The sequence below is a fragment of the Oceanimonas sp. AH20CE76 genome, assembly GCF_039654065.1.
Lineage (GTDB): Bacteria > Pseudomonadota > Gammaproteobacteria > Enterobacterales > Aeromonadaceae > Oceanimonas > Oceanimonas smirnovii.
The window spans coordinates 1,107,961-1,124,342 of the sequence record NZ_CP155481.1; the positions used below are offsets into that span (position 1 = coordinate 1,107,961).

General features: G+C 57.8%; 15 protein-coding genes. 5 read left to right on the forward strand and 10 right to left on the reverse strand.

The genetic code is table 11. The annotated features are described in order from the left end of the window. Positions 1-162: 162 nt before the first annotated feature. Entirely contained in the window at positions 163-789 is a 627-nt protein-coding gene (locus tag N2M06_RS05410; RefSeq protein WP_346351847.1) for a DUF480 domain-containing protein, read from the forward strand. Positions 790-869: 80 nt separating this feature from the next. Here N2M06_RS05410 and N2M06_RS05415 read toward each other — a convergent pair whose 3' ends face one another. The 5 genes from N2M06_RS05415 to N2M06_RS05435 form a co-directional block, all read right to left on the reverse strand. Then, positions 870-1,997, reverse strand: coding sequence for a methyl-accepting chemotaxis protein (locus tag N2M06_RS05415; protein ID WP_346351848.1), 1,128 nt, complete (start codon positions 1,995-1,997; stop codon positions 870-872). A gap of 150 nt (positions 1,998-2,147) precedes the next feature. Further along, complete coding sequence (locus N2M06_RS05420) at positions 2,148-2,684, reverse strand: SCO family protein (protein ID WP_346351849.1); 537 nt, start codon at positions 2,682-2,684, stop codon at positions 2,148-2,150. Beyond that, positions 2,644-3,420, reverse strand: a complete 777-nt coding sequence (locus N2M06_RS05425; protein ID WP_346351850.1) for a formylglycine-generating enzyme family protein — start codon at positions 3,418-3,420, stop codon at positions 2,644-2,646. The genes N2M06_RS05420 and N2M06_RS05425 overlap by 41 nt, the downstream gene beginning before the upstream one ends. Beyond that, positions 3,420-4,841 (reverse strand): copper-containing nitrite reductase, encoded by a 1,422-nt coding sequence (nirK, locus tag N2M06_RS05430; protein ID WP_346351851.1) that lies wholly within the window; start codon positions 4,839-4,841, stop codon positions 3,420-3,422. The genes N2M06_RS05425 and nirK overlap by 1 nt, the downstream gene beginning before the upstream one ends. A gap of 162 nt (positions 4,842-5,003) precedes the next feature. Further along, on the reverse strand, positions 5,004-5,882 hold the full coding sequence (locus N2M06_RS05435; RefSeq protein WP_346351852.1) for a LysR family transcriptional regulator: 879 nt from the start codon (positions 5,880-5,882) through the stop codon (positions 5,004-5,006). 356 nt (positions 5,883-6,238) lie between these two features. On the opposite strand from N2M06_RS05435, the gene N2M06_RS05440 reads away from it, so the two are divergent. Together N2M06_RS05440 and N2M06_RS05445 are read left to right on the forward strand one after the other, a co-directional pair. Further along, positions 6,239-7,579 carry an aspartate aminotransferase family protein gene (locus tag N2M06_RS05440; RefSeq protein WP_346351853.1) on the forward strand — a complete coding sequence of 447 codons (1,341 nt, stop codon included), beginning with the start codon at positions 6,239-6,241 and terminating at the stop codon, positions 7,577-7,579. A gap of 25 nt (positions 7,580-7,604) precedes the next feature. Then, the gene (locus tag N2M06_RS05445; RefSeq protein ID WP_346351854.1) at positions 7,605-9,095 is read left to right on the forward strand and encodes a CoA-acylating methylmalonate-semialdehyde dehydrogenase; all 1,491 of its coding nucleotides are present in this window, start codon (positions 7,605-7,607) and stop codon (positions 9,093-9,095) included. Positions 9,096-9,253: 158 nt separating this feature from the next. Here the strand turns inward: N2M06_RS05445 and N2M06_RS05450 are convergent, their stop codons facing one another. Beyond that, a complete protein-coding gene (locus tag N2M06_RS05450; RefSeq protein ID WP_019934162.1) occupies positions 9,254-10,228 on the reverse strand; it encodes a calcium/sodium antiporter in 975 nt (324 codons plus the stop codon). A 417-nt stretch (positions 10,229-10,645) separates the two neighbouring features. Between N2M06_RS05450 and N2M06_RS05455 the strand changes: the two genes are divergently transcribed. Continuing rightward, on the forward strand, positions 10,646-11,959 hold the full coding sequence (locus tag N2M06_RS05455; protein WP_346351855.1) for a serine hydrolase: 1,314 nt from the start codon (positions 10,646-10,648) through the stop codon (positions 11,957-11,959). 11 nt (positions 11,960-11,970) lie between these two features. Then, the gene (locus tag N2M06_RS05460; protein WP_019934160.1) at positions 11,971-12,747 is read left to right on the forward strand and encodes a glucose 1-dehydrogenase; all 777 of its coding nucleotides are present in this window, start codon (positions 11,971-11,973) and stop codon (positions 12,745-12,747) included. Here the strand turns inward: N2M06_RS05460 and N2M06_RS05465 are convergent. Genes N2M06_RS05465 through N2M06_RS05480 form a run of 4 tightly spaced genes read right to left on the reverse strand, consistent with a single transcriptional unit; the run spans position 12,744 to position 16,381 of the window. After that, a complete protein-coding gene (locus tag N2M06_RS05465; protein WP_346351856.1) occupies positions 12,744-13,544 on the reverse strand; it encodes an ATP-binding cassette domain-containing protein in 801 nt (266 codons plus the stop codon). The two genes, N2M06_RS05460 and N2M06_RS05465, sit on opposite strands and share 4 nt — an antisense overlap. Then, complete coding sequence (locus N2M06_RS05470) at positions 13,541-14,542, reverse strand: oligopeptide/dipeptide ABC transporter ATP-binding protein (protein WP_317074793.1); 1,002 nt, start codon at positions 14,540-14,542, stop codon at positions 13,541-13,543. The genes N2M06_RS05465 and N2M06_RS05470 overlap by 4 nt, the downstream gene beginning before the upstream one ends. Beyond that, positions 14,542-15,435: a putrescine export ABC transporter permease SapC gene (gene sapC / locus N2M06_RS05475; protein ID WP_346351857.1), complete on the reverse strand. Its 894-nt coding sequence runs from the start codon at positions 15,433-15,435 to the stop codon at positions 14,542-14,544. The genes N2M06_RS05470 and sapC overlap by 1 nt, the downstream gene beginning before the upstream one ends. Next, complete coding sequence (locus N2M06_RS05480) at positions 15,419-16,381, reverse strand: ABC transporter permease subunit (RefSeq protein WP_346351858.1); 963 nt, start codon at positions 16,379-16,381, stop codon at positions 15,419-15,421. The genes sapC and N2M06_RS05480 overlap by 17 nt, the downstream gene beginning before the upstream one ends. Position 16,382: the final 1 nt, after the last annotated feature.

Here is a 16,382-nt window from a genome sequence, read left to right on the forward strand (position 1 = left end):
CAACTGCGTAAAGTATGCCGGAATCAGCCGGAATAAAAAGCCTGTTGGCGCACGCATTGAACAGAACGACAGTTTTTTGACCAGCAGCTTAGTGGCGGAAAACATTGGTGTTTTTTTGATTGTCAGGTAATTTGGTAACAAACGAACACAAGGAGCCCGGTTATGGAAAAACTCTCTGCCCTGGAGCAACGTGTTATTGGCTGCCTGATTGAGAAGCAGGTATCTACCCCCGATGTCTATCCGCTGACGCTGAATTCTCTGATTAACGCCTGCAACCAGAAAAGCAATCGAGATCCTGTGATGAGCCTGAGTGAAGGCGAAGTGCAGTCGGTACTGAATAACCTGGGTGCACGGCGGCTGGTGAACAATGTGGCGGGCTTTAATGCCCGGGCGGCAAAGTATCAGCACCGTTTTTGCAATACCGAGTTTGGCGAGCTGCACTTCAATGACGGTGAGCTGGCCATCATCTGCGAGCTGCTGCTGCGTGGCCCGCAAACTCCGGGAGAGCTGCGCAGCCGCTGTGCCCGGCTGCATGCCTTCGGTGACGTCGGCGAGGTGGATGCCTGCCTGACCAGCCTGATGGAAAAAGGCCCCTTTGTGGTGAAGCTGGAACGCCAGCCCGGCAAGCGGGAGTCGCGCTATGCCCACCTGTTTGGCGACGTACCGGTCAGTGAGCCGGTGGCTGCGGCCCCGGCATCGGGACGGGAGGCCGAGCTGCTGGCGCGCATTGCCGAACTGGAAGCGGAGGTGATGCGTCTGCAGCAGCGGCTCGAGCGCTACGAGTCCTGAGTGATTGAAAAAGGGGTCTGAAAAAGGGGTCGGAGTCATTTTTCAAAAATGACTCCGACCCCTTTTTTTGCAGGCGATGATCAGGCCGCCCGGCGCGGCGCGGCCCGCTCCGGTTCGCGCAGGGGGGCCAGCATGCCTTCTATGCCGCGCAGCACGCTCAGGTTGGCCTGCTCCATCTGTTGCAGGGCCTGCAGAGCCCGGTCGTGATCGCCCGCATAATAGTGGCGGATGGCGTCTCGTGCGCCTCTGTGCATGGCCTGGTGCGGGCTTTCCAGCGCCCGGTAATCGGCCTGGCCGGCGTAAAGGGCCTTGCCTTCGCCCTGGTAATACCACTGGCCCAGGCGACACTGGGTTTCGTCCGGGATTTGCTCCGCCCGTATGCTGGACTGATCCATGAACACCTTGTACACCTCCAGCTTGAGCTGCAATTCCTCTATGTTGGCCAGCTCCACGGTCGACAGCCGGGCGGCATCCACCACCGCCTGCTCCATATGGTGCGCCAGTTGGCTGAGGCGGGTCATGTCCTCGGCGGCGGCGTCCGATTCTCCGGCACACAGCTCCGCCAGCCGGGTGCTTTCGGCCATGGCGCTGCGGGTGCTTTGGGTTTCCCCCTGAATGGCGCCCACCAGGGCGGCGATTTCGGTGGTGGCGTTGCCGGTGCGCTCGGCCAGCCTGCGCACTTCGTCGGCCACCACCGCAAAGCCTCGGCCGGCTTCGGCGGCCCGTGCCGCTTCAATGGCCGCGTTGAGCGCCAGCAGGTTGGTCTGCTCGGCCACTTCCCGAATGATTTCTACAATGCGGCCGATCTGCTCGGCCTGGTGTGACAGTTGTTCCACTCCGGCTGCGGTGGTGCGGGTAGTACCGGCAAGGGCATTGAGGTTGTCTGCCATGCCGCTCAGCCGGGCCCGGGCCTGGTCCGACTGGCCGGCGGCGCTGACCGCCGTGGTCTGTTCCTGATCCAGGTTGCTGGCCAGGCTGGCGAAGGACGAGCAAAGGCCGTCGAGCGACTGGCCAAAGCCGGCCATGCTGGCAAACACGCCCTGACCCAGGCGCTGACGCCGCTCGGCGGCGGCCAGGCGTTCCCGCAGCTCGTGGTTTTCCTGCTCCAGCCCGGTCAGCCGCTGTTGCCCTTGCTCCAGCTCGGCCTGCTGCCGGGCGCAACGCGCCTCCAGTTCGGCCAGTTGCCGGCGGTGACGTGTAAACATCATGATGTGCTCCCCTGATGATCACGGCCCTTGGCGTGGCCGTTGAGATAAAAGGAGTATCCTGCATGCAATATTTTGATGCACGTCTTTTTTTTGAAAAAAGGGGTCGGAGTCATTTTTGAAAAATGACTCCGACCCCTTTTATTTTTTATTTCAAAGCCCCATTCGTTCAATCACTGCCTCGGGCCCGCCGGGCAGGCCGTTTTGCTGAAACAGCAGGCGGCCCTGCTCGTCCAGGGCGGTGATGGTGTTGGAGTGAGCCAGTTCGCCGTTGGCCAGCCCCATATATTTGATGTTGAGCGCCATGGCCAGGGTGCGCACCTGATTATCGTTGCCGCTGAGCAGGGTCCAGTGTTCATTCAGCTCGCGCTTGTGGGCAAAGTGCGCCATGACCCTGGGCGTGTCTGCGCCGGGCGTGAGTGACACCAGCACAAACCCCAGTTGTTGCTGCTGTGCCGGTGTAAGCGTCTGCTGAATACGTTTTAAGTCAGAAACGATAACAGGGCAGGCGGTGGCACAGTCGGTGTAAATAAACGCAAAAAGTTGCTTTTTACCTGCCATGTCTTGCAGTTTTAGTGTTTTTTCATGGTGGTTCTGCCACTGATCATTCAGCTGATACAAGGAATCACCGGGCAGGGCGGCCAAAGTATTAAGGCTGAACAGCATCAACAGCAGCGTTAAGGTTTTCATGGGATATCTCCTTGGCACAGCGAAAGCCCAGGTTGCCCAGGGCGTAGGTGGCTTTCAGGCTGGAACGAAAGCCGTAGCGCATAAAGGCGGCATAGTCGGAAGGATCGGCACTGCCGGCAGAGGCGGAGCCGCAGAACAGGCCCTGATCCAGGCTGCTGTCGCCCCGGGACTCACCAGTTACCAGCGCCGAGTTAAAGTCTTGCGTCCATTCCCACACCAAACCGTGCAGATCATGAACTTGCCAGTAGTTGGCAGGGCTTTGGCCCACGGCGCTCAGCCTGGCGGTGGCGGGGCGGGCATACCAGTTGAGAATGTGCCGAGTAAAGCCGGGCTCGGTGGCACCAAAAGCGGCGGTTTGGGACGCCTGAGCGGCATATTCCCATTCCGCTACTGTGGGCAGCCGTTTGCCCTGTGCGCGGCAGTAGGCATCGGCGGCAAACCAGGATACAAAAATAACCGGCTGTTGCGCCTGCTCCGGTGAGGGGATCTGGCCGGGCCAGTGCTGTAAATAGGCCGGCTCGGCAAACAGGGCCATGGGCCGGCCCTGCTGCCATTGTGAATGAGCGGCCACAAAGGCCGCAAATTGCTGGTTGGTAACCGGAGTCACATCAAGCTGAAAGGGCGCTACCTGCGTAAGCGGGCTGTCTTTGCTCAGGTACAGCGGCCTGACCTCGCCGGCGGGCAGCTCCGCCATGGGGGTTAACAATGCCATGCTCAGCAGCAGCGCCATGCTCATTAGTGGGCACTCCCTTCCATGATGATGGTTTCCCCTTTTTCGCGGCGTTCGGCGACGTCATCGAGCGTGATTTCGCCTCCTTCGTTGCCCCAGCTGTTCAGCACATAGGTGAGCACGTTAGCGGTGTCTTCGTCCGACAGACGCATGGCCGGCATTATGCTGTCGTAGGTCTGACCATTGACCTTGATGGGGCCTTTCAGGCCGTGCAGCACCACGTCGATGGCACGGCTGTGATCCTCGTTAAGAAAGTCTGAGGTGGCCAGCGGAGGAAAGGCACCGGGAATGCCCTGACCTTCGTTCTGGTGACAGGCCTGACAGTTGGCTTCATACACCCGTTTGCCATAAAGCAGCTGATCTGCCTTGGACTTGGCCACCAGCTTGGGATGATCGTTGGGCATTACCTGCACCGCCGAGCCTTCGGGCAGATAGACGTTTTCGGCCACCTTGCCGGAATAGATAACTTTGTCTTCCGGCCCGCTGACCTGCATCATGCCCAGGGCCCCCTTGTTAAAGGCCCGGAAAATGGAGTGGTCCACCATAATAAAGTTGCCGGGCACATCCAGTTTGAACTCGGCCATGGCAGCACCACCGGCGGGCACCAGAGTGGTTTGCACGTTTTCGTTAATGGCGGTGCCGCCTTCCACATTGACCCGGTCAAAAATCTCACCAATTACATGGAAGGAAGAGACCAGGTTAGGTCCGCCGTTGCCCACATAAAGGCGCACGGTTTCACCTACGTTAGCAGTAAGCGCCTTGTCGCCGTTAAGGGCACCCACGGCCCCGTTAAACACCACATAGTCGGCCTGCTCGCGAATGGCCTTGTCCATATCAAAGGACTGCAGGCCTTGCTCGCCGTACTCGCCCTTGGTGTAGAAGTCACCCTGCATCACATAATATTCCCGATCCACCGGCGGCAGGCCTTCTTTAGGCTCCACCAGGATCAGGCCATACATGCCATTGGCAATGTGCATGCCCACCGGGGCGGTGGCGCAGTGATACACATACAGGCCCGGATTCAGCGCCTTGAAGTTAAACACAGAAGTATGGCCGGGAGCGGTAAAGGACGAGGCCGCGCCACCGCCGGGGCCGGTAACAGCGTGCAAGTCTATGTTGTGGGGCATTTTGGAGCTGGGGTGGTTGGAGAGGTGAAATTCAATTTCATCCCCTTCGCGCACCCGCAGAAACTGACCGGGCACAGAGCCGCCAAAGGTCCAGAACATATATTCCACACCATCGGCAATTTCCATTACTTTTTCCACGGTTTCCATTTTTACCACCACTTTGGCGGCATGATCCCGGGTGATGGGCGGCGGTACTATGGGAGGGGAAGTGAGCATGGCTTCTTCTACCGGCAACTGGCTGGCCTGAGCGGAAAAGGCAAATGCAAGACTGAGGGCGGCAACAAGCTTACGTGGCTTCATGTGATACTCCCTGCACTGAGTGCTGATGTTATTTGTATCTCAGATGCAAGTTTGTATCTTGTGTCGTCAAATAGAGCTGATCTGGATCAATAAAGCCAGCGGTTGTTTGGCGTGGTTTGTAGTCCGGGATTTACTCCCGGCAAACTTGGCTGCATGTGATGTCTAGAGCGTTGCGAGAAAAGTATCGACTACCAGGTTGCTGCGCCGGCTGCGGGCGGTAATGACGCAAAAGCGGGTGGTAAAGCCCGGTTGCAAGGGTCTCAGCCGGCCGGCGGCCACCCAGGGGGCGGCATAGTGCTCGGGCAGATAGCCCAGATAACAACCGGTCAGCACCAGAAATAAAATACCTTCCCGATCGTTGGCATGGGCACCCGTGGTGTGCCCTGCATAGAGGGCTGCGGCCTCGGCTGCCTGCTGAAAGCGCGGCTGCACCACTTCATGACCTTCGGTATTGATGTTTTGAGCATTGAACAAGGGATGTGAATCGGCGCAATAAAGCCAGTTGCTTTCTTCATAAAGCGGGGAGTAATGCAGCCCCGGCAGCTCCCTGACCTGAGGGATCACACCCACATTAAGCCGGCCGTCGAGCACGCCCATTTCTATGTCGTCGGACGGTTGCATACGCAGATCAATGTGCACCTCCGGGCCTTTGGCCTTGAGGGCGGCCAGGCCATGGGTAATTTTCATGCCCGGATGAGACACCAGGTTGTCGGTAATGCCAATGATCAGAGTGCCCCGCAAGTGCCGGTGCAGATCGTTCAGCTCGGCCCTGAAGTACTCCACCGCGCCAAACAGCCGGTCGCTGGCTTCCAGCACCCGTTTTCCTTCATCGGTCAGGGCAAAGCCGGCGCGCCCGCGTTGACACAGCTTTACCTGCAGCCGCTTTTCCAGATCCGCCATTTGCATGCTGATGGCCGCCCGGCTGATGCCCAGCGCCACCTCGGCGGCAGCAAAGCCGCCACAGGCCGCCACGGTGCGAAACACCCGAAGCAGTTTGAGCTCAAAATCGCTGATTTGACCCAGTGTTTTTATATTTGCCATTGGTTCAGCATTCCCTTAACTGAGGTTCACAAAGTTTATATTTAACAAGTGTGTAACTGCAACCAAGATAAGGGCACGGAGCTAAGGGCGAAGCATCAGTGCGGTTGCACTACGCCGACACGCTTCAAGCCCCTCCATGGGTCGCTCGAAAATGCCATACATGGCATTTAATGGTCGGCTTCGGCAATCCCCACTGCTGCTTCGTGCAATATCGGCGTTGTCAGCCGGCCGGAAGGTTGGGACTCGTCCCAACCTATTTCATCGGTCCTGGCTCTGGCGTAGGTTGCGGATGAGCGAAGCGAATCCCAACAATACCGGCAGCAAAGATAAGTTCAGAATGAATGGATGAGGTGGTGATGAATACCATGGCAAATATCGTCAGCAAACCGCAGCTGAGTGAGCAGCTGAACCTGGATGCATTCTGGATGCCTTTTACCGGTAACCGGGCCTTTAAGGCAGCCCCCCGGCTGGTGGCCGGGGCCGAGGGTGCTTATTTTACCGATGTGGATGGCCGCCGCTTGTTCGACAGCCTCTCGGGGCTCTGGTGCACCGGCTTGGGCCATCAGCACCCCAAAATCATTGAGGCTATTCATCAGCAGCTGCATACCCTGGACTATGCTCCCGGTTTTCAGACCGGGCATCCGCTGGCTTTTGAGCTGGCGGAGAAGCTGGCAGCCATGGCACCGGCAGACTTGAACCGCGTGTTTTTTACCAACTCCGGCTCGGAATGTGCCGACACCGCCCTGAAAATGGCGCGGGCTTATTGGCGCGCCAAAGGCAAGCCGGAGAAAACCCGGCTGATTGGCCGCGCCAAGGGCTATCATGGTGTGAATATGGGTGGCACCAGCCTGGGCGGCATGGGCCCCAACCGCAAACATTATGGCCAGCTGCTGGATGCGGATCATCTGCCTCATACCCTGCTGAAGGAAAACGCCTTCAGCCGTGGCCAGCCGGAGCAGGGGGCTGAGCTGGCCGATGTGCTGCTGCAACTGATTGAACTGAATGATGCCTCAAACATTGCCGCCGTCATCGTGGAGCCCATGTCGGGCTCGGCGGGAGTCATAGTGCCGCCGGTGGGCTATTTGCAGCGGCTGCGCACACTCTGCGATGAACACGACATTTTGCTGATATTTGATGAAGTGATCACCGGTTTTGGCCGCATGGGCGAGATGTTTGGTGCCGGCTTCTTTGGCGTGGTGCCCGATATCATGAACCTGGCCAAACAGCTGACCAACGGCGTGGTGCCTATGGGTGCCGTCATTGCCAAAGAGCATATTTATCAGGCCTTTATGGAGCAGCCCGGGCCGGGCTATATGGTGGAGTTTGCCCACGGTTATACCTATTCCGGCCATCCGGTGGCCTGTGCTGCGGCCATGGCGTCGTTGAGTGTGCTGACTGAAGAAGACATGCCCGCCCGGGTGAAACAGCTTATGCCCACATTTGAGGAGCAGATACACAGGCTCAAGGGGCTGCCTCATGTGGTTGATATTCGTAACTGCGGCCTGGCTGGTGCGGTGCAGCTGGCACCTTACCCGGGCGAACCGGCGCGCCGGCCCATGGAGCTGGCAATACAGCTGTGGCAGGCGGGTTATTACGTGCGCTTTGGCGGCGATACCCTGCAATTTGGCCCGCCCTTTATCTCTACCCCCGACCAGCTGGAGCAGCTGTTTAATGCGGTAGCGGGCGTATTGATTTGAATCGAACTCAAAACAAGGATTTTCCATGAACACCATTCCTCATCTGATCAACGGCGAACGGCACATAAGCGAGCACACTCAGGACGTTTTCAATCCGGCCACGGGGGAGGTGTGTGCACAGCTGGCCATGGCCGATGTCAATACGGTGAGCCAGGCGGTGGCGGCGGCGAAAGCGGCATTTCCGGCCTGGCGCGATACACCGCCGGCCAAGCGTGCCAGAGTCATGTTTCGCTATTTGCAGCTGCTGGAAGAGCGGGCGGATGATATTTGCCGGCTGATTGCTGAAGAGCATGGCAAAACCCTGGAAGATGCCCGGGGTGAGCTGCAGCGGGGCATGGAAAACGTGGAATATGCCTGTGGTGTGCCCGGCCTGCTAAAAGGGGAATACACCCGTAATGTGGGGCCGGACATTGACGCCTGGTCCGATTTTCAGCCGCTGGGCGTGGTGGCGGGCATTACGCCGTTTAACTTTCCGGCCATGGTGCCGTTGTGGATGTTTCCCATGGCCATTGCCTGCGGTAACTGCTTTGTGCTTAAACCCTCGGAAAAAGATCCGTCTTCTTCGTTGCTGATTGCCGCATTGCTGGAAGAGGCCGGCCTGCCCAAAGGTGTGATTAACGTGGTGCAGGGGGGGCGTGATGCGGTAAATGCGTTGCTGGAGCACAAAGATGTTAAAGCCATCAGCTTTGTTGGCTCCACCCCGGTGGCGGAGCATATTTATGCCAAGGGAAGCGCCAACGGCAAGCGGGTGCAGGCGCTGGGCGGGGCCAAAAACCATGCGGTGCTGCTGCCGGATGCGGATCTGGATAATGCGGTCAATGCCCTGATGGGGGCAGCCTATGGCTCTTGTGGTGAGCGCTGCATGGCCATTTCGGTGGCGGTGTGTGTAGGGGATGCGGTGGCGGATGCGCTTACCGAAAAGCTGAGCCATAAGATTAAAGCGCTGAACATAGGCCCGGGCACAGAGCGGGGGCACGATATGGGGCCGGTAATAAGCAAAGAGCATCTCGATAAAATTACCGGCTATATAGAAGACGGCATTCAGGCTGGGGCAGAGCTGGCAGTGGACGGCCGGGGTGTGACCGTGGCGGGCCATGAAAATGGTTATTTTATCGGTGGTTGTCTGTTTGATCGGGTGACGCCCGAGATGCGCATTTACCGGGAAGAAATTTTTGGCCCTGTGCTGTGTGTGGTGCGGGTTAACAGCCTGGAAGAGGCCATAGATCTGGTTAATGCTCATGAATATGGCAACGGCACCTGTTTGTTTACGCGCGATGGTGAAGCGGCCCGCCTGTTTGGGGATCAAATTGAAGTGGGCATGGTGGGCATTAATGTACCCCTGCCGGTGCCGGTTGCTTACCACAGCTTTGGCGGCTGGAAGCGCTCTTTGTTTGGTGACCTGGCCGCCTACGGCCCGGATGCGGTGCGTTTTTATACCCGGCGCAAAACCATTACCCAAAAGTGGCCGGAGCGGGCCAGCCATCAGGCCTCCGACTTTACTTTTCCCAGTCTCTGACGAGCAGGGAGTGGGGAATGGCGCGCAATATAAGTGTCAAGTCACTCCGGGCTTGCCCCGGAGTCCCATCACATAGAGCCTGTTTTTCTGCGTCATACTCAATTTCATGCAGAACTGGATTCAGTACCGGAATGACGTTAAGGCTGCTTTACCTATTTTTACGCGCTTATCACACTGCTGGCCAGCCAGCCGGAATAAGCCACATACACGGCCAGCAAAAAGGCCCCTTCCAGCCGGTTAATCCGGCCCTGCCGGCCCTTGAGACCGAACCCAAGCACAAATACCGACAGTGTCAGCACTATCATTACCACAAAGTCACGGGTGATCACTTCCGGCATCACTTCCAGCGGATGAATGACACCGGCCAGGCCCACGACTGCCAGAGTATTGAACAGGTTGGAGCCAATCACGTTACCCAGTGCCAGATCGTGCTCATTTTTGCGAATGGCGGCAATGGACGATGCCAGCTCGGGAAGTGACGTCCCAATGGCAACAATGGTCAGGCCAATGATCAAGTCACTCACCCCAAAGGCCTGTGCCACATTCACCGCCCCCCATACCAGAAAGCGGGAGCTCACAATCAGCAGTATCAGGCCGGCTACCAGCCAGAAAATTGCCATTTTCAGGCTCATCAGATTTTCGTCCAGCTCCTTTTCATGCTCTGCGGCCAGGCTGTCTTTACCGCTTTGCAGCCCCTGGCGAATACTCCAGGCCATCAGCAACACAAACACCACCAGCAACATCATGGCGTCAGTGCGCGCCAGCATACCGTTCCACAGTAAACTGAGCGACAGCAGGGTGATCAGCAGCAAAATGGGCAGCTCCTTGCGCAGCACCTGAGAATGCACGGCAATAGGGCTGATCAGTGCTGTTATCCCCAGAATAAGACCAATATTGGCAATATTGGAGCCATAAGCATTGCCCAGTGCCAGCCCGGGATTACCTTCCAGCGAGGAAATAACCGACACCACAATTTCCGGTGCTGAGGTACCAAAACCCACTATCACCATGCCAATCAGCAACGGCGGCATACCCGCATAACGAGCCGTGGCCGAGGCACCGTCCACAAAACGATCGGCACTCCACACCAGCACGGCAAGGCCTAATACAATGGCTGCAACAGACATCAGCATGGCAAGCTCCCCCTATCGGCAGGGGTAAACAGAAAAACTGACGGGCTAAACACATTCATAAAGGGGCTCTTCAGGGCGGGACCGATTCACACGAGACGTAAACACTCCCCGCCCGGTGAGTGGTTGCGTCTCGAGTCTCATCAATCCAAAACGGACACGACTGCCATAAGCTTGTTGCTCAGAGATTGTTGACAGCCGTTTCGGCTGGGTGCCGAACGATTACTCCCTCAAGATTGAGCGTATTGTGACAGCTTGCCGCCAAGATGAAAAGAGCCGGCGATAATGCCGGGCTCTTCACCCATTCCCGCCCATTTACCTCCGTTCTCCGTCCTGCCCAAAATGAGCGCTTTGCGTTCTGTTTCAAGGGTGGCTGTGTCTATACTGACCCGAACAAGCTTGTATTTTCGGAGAGACATAATGACCGGACACATTTATTCAGCGGGGCTTTTATGTGCCGCACTGGTCTTGCCCGCAGTGGCGGCAGAAACACCGCTGTCGGCAGAAGACAGCGACCCCGGCAAGCTGGGCTGGATGCAGGGTTTTCCGCCACCTGCGGATAAGCGGCTGCGGGCTGCCGACGGCTCTTTTTTCGAGTTTCCGGCGCTGCGTTACAGTGTGGCGCACATGCGCGAGTTTTCACCCACAGTGAATGTGTCGCGCGGGCTGGAAGCGCCGGTGGCGCTGAATTATCGTCCGGATCCGGTTATCGACACCCTGCGCTTTATGCCCTGGGGCAGTGACCAGCCCATGACCTTTGCCGAGGCCTTTGATCATAACTACACCGATGGCCTCATTATTCTGCACAGAGGTGATGTGGTGTATGAGCGCTACGCTGGTGCCCTGAAAGAAGATGGCCAGCATGCCGCCATGTCGGTGACCAAGTCGTTTACCGGTTTGCTGGCGGCGATTCTGGTGGCGGAAGGCAAGCTGGATGAGAACAAGCGGGTGGCGGACTATGTGCCGGAGCTGACGGAGTCGGCCTTTGGTGATGCCACAGTGCGCCAGTTAATGGACATGACCACAGGGCTGCAATACAGCGAAAACTATGCCGACCCCAATGCCGAAGTATGGCAATACTCCGCCGCCGGCAGCCCCTGGCCCAAGCCGGATGGCTATACCGGCCCGGTAGGCTACTTTGAATACCTGACCGGCGTACAAAAGCAGGGTGAGCATGGTGATGCCTTTGGCTATAAAACCGTGAACAGCGACGCCCTCGGCTGGGTAATTGCCCGGGTAGCGGGTCAGTCGGTGGCCGAACAATTGTCTCAGCGTATCTGGCAACGGCTGGGAATGGAGCAGAGCGCTTATTATCAGGTAGATGAGCTGGGCACGCCCTTTGCCGGCGGTGGCCTGAGTGCCGGCCTGCGGGATATGGCTCGCTTTGGTGAGCTGGTGCGCAATAAGGGGCGCTGGCAGGGAGAGCAGATTATTCCGGCTGCCGCCATTGAAGATATTGAACGGGGGGGCAGTCAGGCAGCCTTTGCCAAAGCCGGTTTTGATAAGCTGAAAGACTGGTCCTATCGCAATATGTGGTGGATAACCCACAACGATAATGGTGCCTTTGCTGCCCGGGGCGTACATGGTCAGACCATTTATATCGACCCCGCCGCGGAAATGGTGCTGGTGCGCTTTGCGTCCCATCCGGTGGCGGCCAACGGGGCAAACGATCCCTATTCACTTCCGGCCTATCAGGCGGTGGCCGATCATCTGATGTCGGTTAAAACTCAATAACAGGAGCACATATGAAACCTGCTGAATTATTTGATCTGAGCGGCAAAGTGGCCATTATTACCGGCGGTGCCAACGGCATTGGCAAGGGCTGCAGCAAAATGCTGGCGGCGTTTGGTGCCAGCGTGGTGGTGGCGGATCTCAAGCTGGAAGCGGCTGAAGCCACTGCAGAAGAAATTCGCAAGGAAGGTGGTAAGGCGCTGGCGCTGGCCTGCAACGTCACCAAAGACGAAGAGCTGGTCGCCTTGGTGGATAAGACGCTGGCGGAATACGGCCAAATTAATATTCTGGTGAACAATGTGGGCGGCGGCGGTGCCGGCCGTGAAAGCCCTGCCACCCTTACGGTGGAGCAGTTTGCCCGCACTTTTGAGCTGAATGTGTTCAGCAACTGGCGGCTGGCCCAGCTGTGTGCGCCGCACATGGAAAACGCCGGCTACGGCTCCATCATTAATATGTCGTCCATGAGCTCCATCAACAAAAGTCCGGCCATCAGTGCCTATGCCTCGTCCAAGGCTGCCATTAACCATATGACCGCCAACCTGGCCTTTGACTACGGACCAGCGGGCATTCGCGTGAACGCCGTGGGCCCGGGAGCTGTGCGTACCGATGCACTGGCCTCGGTGCTGACCCCGGAAATTGAGGCCAGCATGCTGGCACACACGCCGCTCAAGCGGCTGGGCGAGGCGGAAGACATTGCCGGTGCCGTGCTCTACTTTGCGGCACCCATTTCTCGCTGGGTGAGCGGCCAGACTTTGTTTGTAAACGGTGGCGGGGTGCAGACCCTGGATTAACCGGTGGCTGGCTGCCAGCGGTATTCGTTGTTATAACTCTGCAGCAGGCGCTCTGCCTGCTCGCTTTGCGGGTTGTTCAGCACCTTGTGGCTGGGGCCCGCTTCCACCACATTGCCTTCGTGCATCAGGATCACCTGATCACTGATATGGCGTACCACCCCCAGATCGTTGGCCACCAGCACATAAGACAGCGCCAGCTCGTCCTGCAGGCTCAGCAGCAGGTTGATGATCTGCGAGCGTACCGAAATATCCAGGTTGGAGATGGCCTCGTCCGCCACAATAATATTGGGGGAGAGGATCAGCGCCCGTGCCAGGGCCACCCGCTGTTTTTGTCCGGTAGAAAACATTTGCGGATAAAAGTGAGTGTGCTCTGCCAGCAGGCCCACCATGCGCAGTGTGTCTATGATCAGGGTTTCCCGCTGTTCGGCATCAAGCGCTGTGTTCAGTAACAGCGGGGCTTCCAGGATCTGACCAATGCGGCTGCGGGGGTTAAGCGCCGTGTTGGGATCCTGAAAAATCATACGAATAAGCTGACAGCGCTTTTTATAGTCATGGGCTTCAATTTTTTCGCCGTTGATAAAAATGCTGCCCTGGGTGGGCGGCAGTACCCCCGCCAGCACCTTGGCCAGGCTGCTTTTACCCGAGCCGGCATCGCCCATCAGCGCCAGGGTCTGGCCCCGCTCCAGCGTGAATGACAACGGATAGAAAGCAGTTTTTACTGTCTTGCGAAACAGTCCGGTATGGTTCACGTAAACCTTGCTCAGGTTATCTACCTTCAGCAGCGGTGCCTGGCTCATTTCTTCTTGCCCTCCGGCATATTAAGAGGAAAGTGGCAATAGTAGCTCTGGCCCTTGTAGCGCGACAGGGGCGGGGCCACCACGCAGTGGCGCTGGGCCCGGGGGCAGCGGGGCCCCAGCCGGCAGCCAATGGGCAGGCTCTGCAGCGGCGGAATCACGCCGGGCAGAGTATTGAGCCGGGACTTGTGGGGCAGGGTGCCATCCAGATCCGGCATCATGCGCAGCAGGGCATCGGTATAAGGATGATGAGGCCGGGACAATAATTGATCCCGCGGGCCCGACTCTACCGCCTGACCGCAATACATGACGGTAATATTGTGAGTGAGCTGAGCAAAGCTGGTGATGTCGTTGCCAATCAGCAAAATGGTGGTGCCCGAGAGTTTGTTCACTCGTTCCAGCAGCCGGAATATCTGTGCCTGATTGGTGGCCTCCATGGCGTTGGTGGGCTCGTCGGCCACCAGCAGTTTGGGCTCGTTGGCAATGGCCATGGCAATCATTACCTTCTGGCATTCGCCATCGGAGAGCTGAAACGGATAGGCGTTCATGATCATTTTATGATCCCGAATACCCACCCGGTGCAGCAGGCCAATGGCCTGATTGCGCCGCCAGTGCCAGCGCTGCCACCATTTGCCGCGAAAACTGCGGGACGGAATGGCTTCTACCAGCTGGGCACCAATTTTTTCGGACGGATCCAGGCTGGCGGCCGGCTCCTGAAAAATCATGGCCATGTCCCGGCCCATCAGCAAGCGGCGCTCTTTGGACGACAGACTCTGCAGATCCACGTTATCCAGATACATGCGATCGGCGGTCACCCGCCAGGTGTCTCTGTCGATGCCGGCGATGGTCTGGGCCACCAGGCTCTTGCCTGAGCCCGACTCGCCCACCAGACCACGAATTTCGCCATGGGCCAGGGTAAGGCTGAATTTATCTACCGCCTTGACCATACCCTGAGGCGTATCAATTTCAATGGTAAGATTGCGAATATCCAGCAGCGGCATCAGTCCATTACCTCATTAATGGCCTGGCGCAGGCCTTCTCCCACCATATTGACCACCAGCACACTGAACAGTATGGCCAGCCCCGGCAATGTCACGGTCCAGGGAGCCAGAAACACCAGATCCATGGCATCCGACAACATGGCTCCCCACTCCGGCCTTGGCGGCTGGGCACCCAGCCCAAGAAAGCCCACGGCGGTAATATCCAGAATGGCCGCCGACAGTGCCCGTGTGGTCTGGCTTATCAGGGTATCGCTTAAGTTGGGCACTATGCCAAAGCGCAGAATGCGCCAGGCGTTGGCTCCGTCGAGACGAATGGCGGTGATATATTCCTTTTGCATTTCTTCCGACACCGCATTGTAGGTGGCGCGAATATATTGCGGGATCAGGGCCAGGGTAATGGCGATAAGCGTGTTGAACAGACCCGGCCCCAGAATGGCCACAAAAATAATGGCCAGCAGCAAAGACGGAATGGACAAAAGGGTATCGAGCAGATGATTGAGAATGCTGGCCTTCAGGCCCCGGCTCATGCCGCCGAGAATACCGATGGCAGTACCGAACAGCATGGCCACGGCAACAATCAATACCGCATTGCCAAAGGTCAGCCGGGCACCATTGATCAGCCGTGACAGCATGTCCCGGCCCAGATCGTCGGTGCCGAGAAAAAAGTCTACATTACCATGATCAGACCAGGACGGTGGCAGCAGCAGTACCTGACTGAACTGCTCGTAAGGGGCATAAGGTGCCAGCCAGGGGCCGATAAGAGTAAAGACGCATAAAATACCCAACCCCCACAGGCCGATCATGGCCAGAGTGTTCTGGCGAAACAGCTGCCAGGCCCGCTCCCGGGGGGAGCGCACCTGCAGCTCGGGATAGATGTTAGCCCTGGCTGGCATAAATGGCTTTCCTTCTGCTGGGGTAGATCAGGGTAGAGAGAATATCCATGCCCACACTGGCCACTATGGTAAAGGTAGCAATGGCCAGGGTGCCGCCCTTGATGGCGGCATAGTCCTGCAGGGAAATACTGGTAACCAGCCAGCGTCCCAGCCCGGGCCAGTCAAATACAATTTCGGTCATCATGGCCGAGGTCAGCACAGTACCGAACTGCAGCCCCAGGGTGGGAATGGCCATAGGAAAGGCATTGCGCAGGCCGTGGCGCAGCACCACATGGGTGTCGCTGAAGCCCTTGGTCAGGGCGGCACGAATATAGTTTTGCTTCAGCACTTCCAGCAGGGCGCTGCGAATTTGGCGAATCACTTCGGTGGTGGGCACGATGGACAGCACCAGTGCCGGCAGCACCAGATGGCGCAGGGCATTGAGAAACGACTCCCAGCGGTGAGGATGCTCGGTGAGCAGTGTGTCTATGGTCATGATGCCGGTGACCGGGCGAATTTCATACAGCAGGCTGAGCTGACCCGATACCGGCAACCAGCCCAGATGCAGGGAAAACAGCATGACCAGCAGCAGCCCCAGCCAGAACACCGGTACCGAATAGCCCACCAAAGTGCCGGTCATGATCAGGGTATCCTGCCAGCGGCCCTGACGAATGGCCGCCAGTGTGCCCAGGGGGACCCCCACTGCCAGCGAGATAATAAAGGCGGCCAGACACAGCTCCAGGGTGGCGGGAAAATACTGCCCCAGTGCCCCCAGCACCGGCAGGCCGGTGGCACTGGAAATGCCGAAATCACCTGCCATCAGTGCCTGTAAAAAACGCCAGTAGCCGTGCCAGAAATCGTTGTCGCCCTGCTGCTGCAGCCGGAACTCCAGCCCGTAGGCAATCAGCGTCAGCAACACCAGTGTGCTTATCAGCAGGTTTAAACGTCGCAGCAAGTAAATCAGCATG

What these genes read in the sequence shown, in the direction of transcription:
- N2M06_RS05410 (WP_346351847.1), top strand. Translation starts at nt 163, where the DNA reads ATGGAAAAACTCTCTGCCCTGGAGCAACGTGTTATTGGCTGCCTGATT.
- N2M06_RS05415 (WP_346351848.1), bottom strand. Translation starts at nt 1,997, where the DNA reads ATGATGTTTACACGTCACCGCCGGCAACTGGCCGAACTGGAGGCGCGT.
- N2M06_RS05420 (WP_346351849.1), bottom strand. Translation starts at nt 2,684, where the DNA reads ATGAAAACCTTAACGCTGCTGTTGATGCTGTTCAGCCTTAATACTTTG.
- N2M06_RS05425 (WP_346351850.1), bottom strand. Translation starts at nt 3,420, where the DNA reads ATGAGCATGGCGCTGCTGCTGAGCATGGCATTGTTAACCCCCATGGCG.
- nirK (WP_346351851.1), bottom strand. Translation starts at nt 4,841, where the DNA reads ATGAAGCCACGTAAGCTTGTTGCCGCCCTCAGTCTTGCATTTGCCTTT.
- N2M06_RS05435 (WP_346351852.1), bottom strand. Translation starts at nt 5,882, where the DNA reads ATGGCAAATATAAAAACACTGGGTCAAATCAGCGATTTTGAGCTCAAA.
- N2M06_RS05440 (WP_346351853.1), top strand. Translation starts at nt 6,239, where the DNA reads ATGAATACCATGGCAAATATCGTCAGCAAACCGCAGCTGAGTGAGCAG.
- N2M06_RS05445 (WP_346351854.1), top strand. Translation starts at nt 7,605, where the DNA reads ATGAACACCATTCCTCATCTGATCAACGGCGAACGGCACATAAGCGAG.
- N2M06_RS05450 (WP_019934162.1), bottom strand. Translation starts at nt 10,228, where the DNA reads ATGCTGATGTCTGTTGCAGCCATTGTATTAGGCCTTGCCGTGCTGGTG.
- N2M06_RS05455 (WP_346351855.1), top strand. Translation starts at nt 10,646, where the DNA reads ATGACCGGACACATTTATTCAGCGGGGCTTTTATGTGCCGCACTGGTC.
- N2M06_RS05460 (WP_019934160.1), top strand. Translation starts at nt 11,971, where the DNA reads ATGAAACCTGCTGAATTATTTGATCTGAGCGGCAAAGTGGCCATTATT.
- N2M06_RS05465 (WP_346351856.1), bottom strand. Translation starts at nt 13,544, where the DNA reads ATGAGCCAGGCACCGCTGCTGAAGGTAGATAACCTGAGCAAGGTTTAC.
- N2M06_RS05470 (WP_317074793.1), bottom strand. Translation starts at nt 14,542, where the DNA reads ATGCCGCTGCTGGATATTCGCAATCTTACCATTGAAATTGATACGCCT.
- sapC (WP_346351857.1), bottom strand. Translation starts at nt 15,435, where the DNA reads ATGCCAGCCAGGGCTAACATCTATCCCGAGCTGCAGGTGCGCTCCCCC.
- N2M06_RS05480 (WP_346351858.1), bottom strand. Translation starts at nt 16,381, where the DNA reads ATGCTGATTTACTTGCTGCGACGTTTAAACCTGCTGATAAGCACACTG.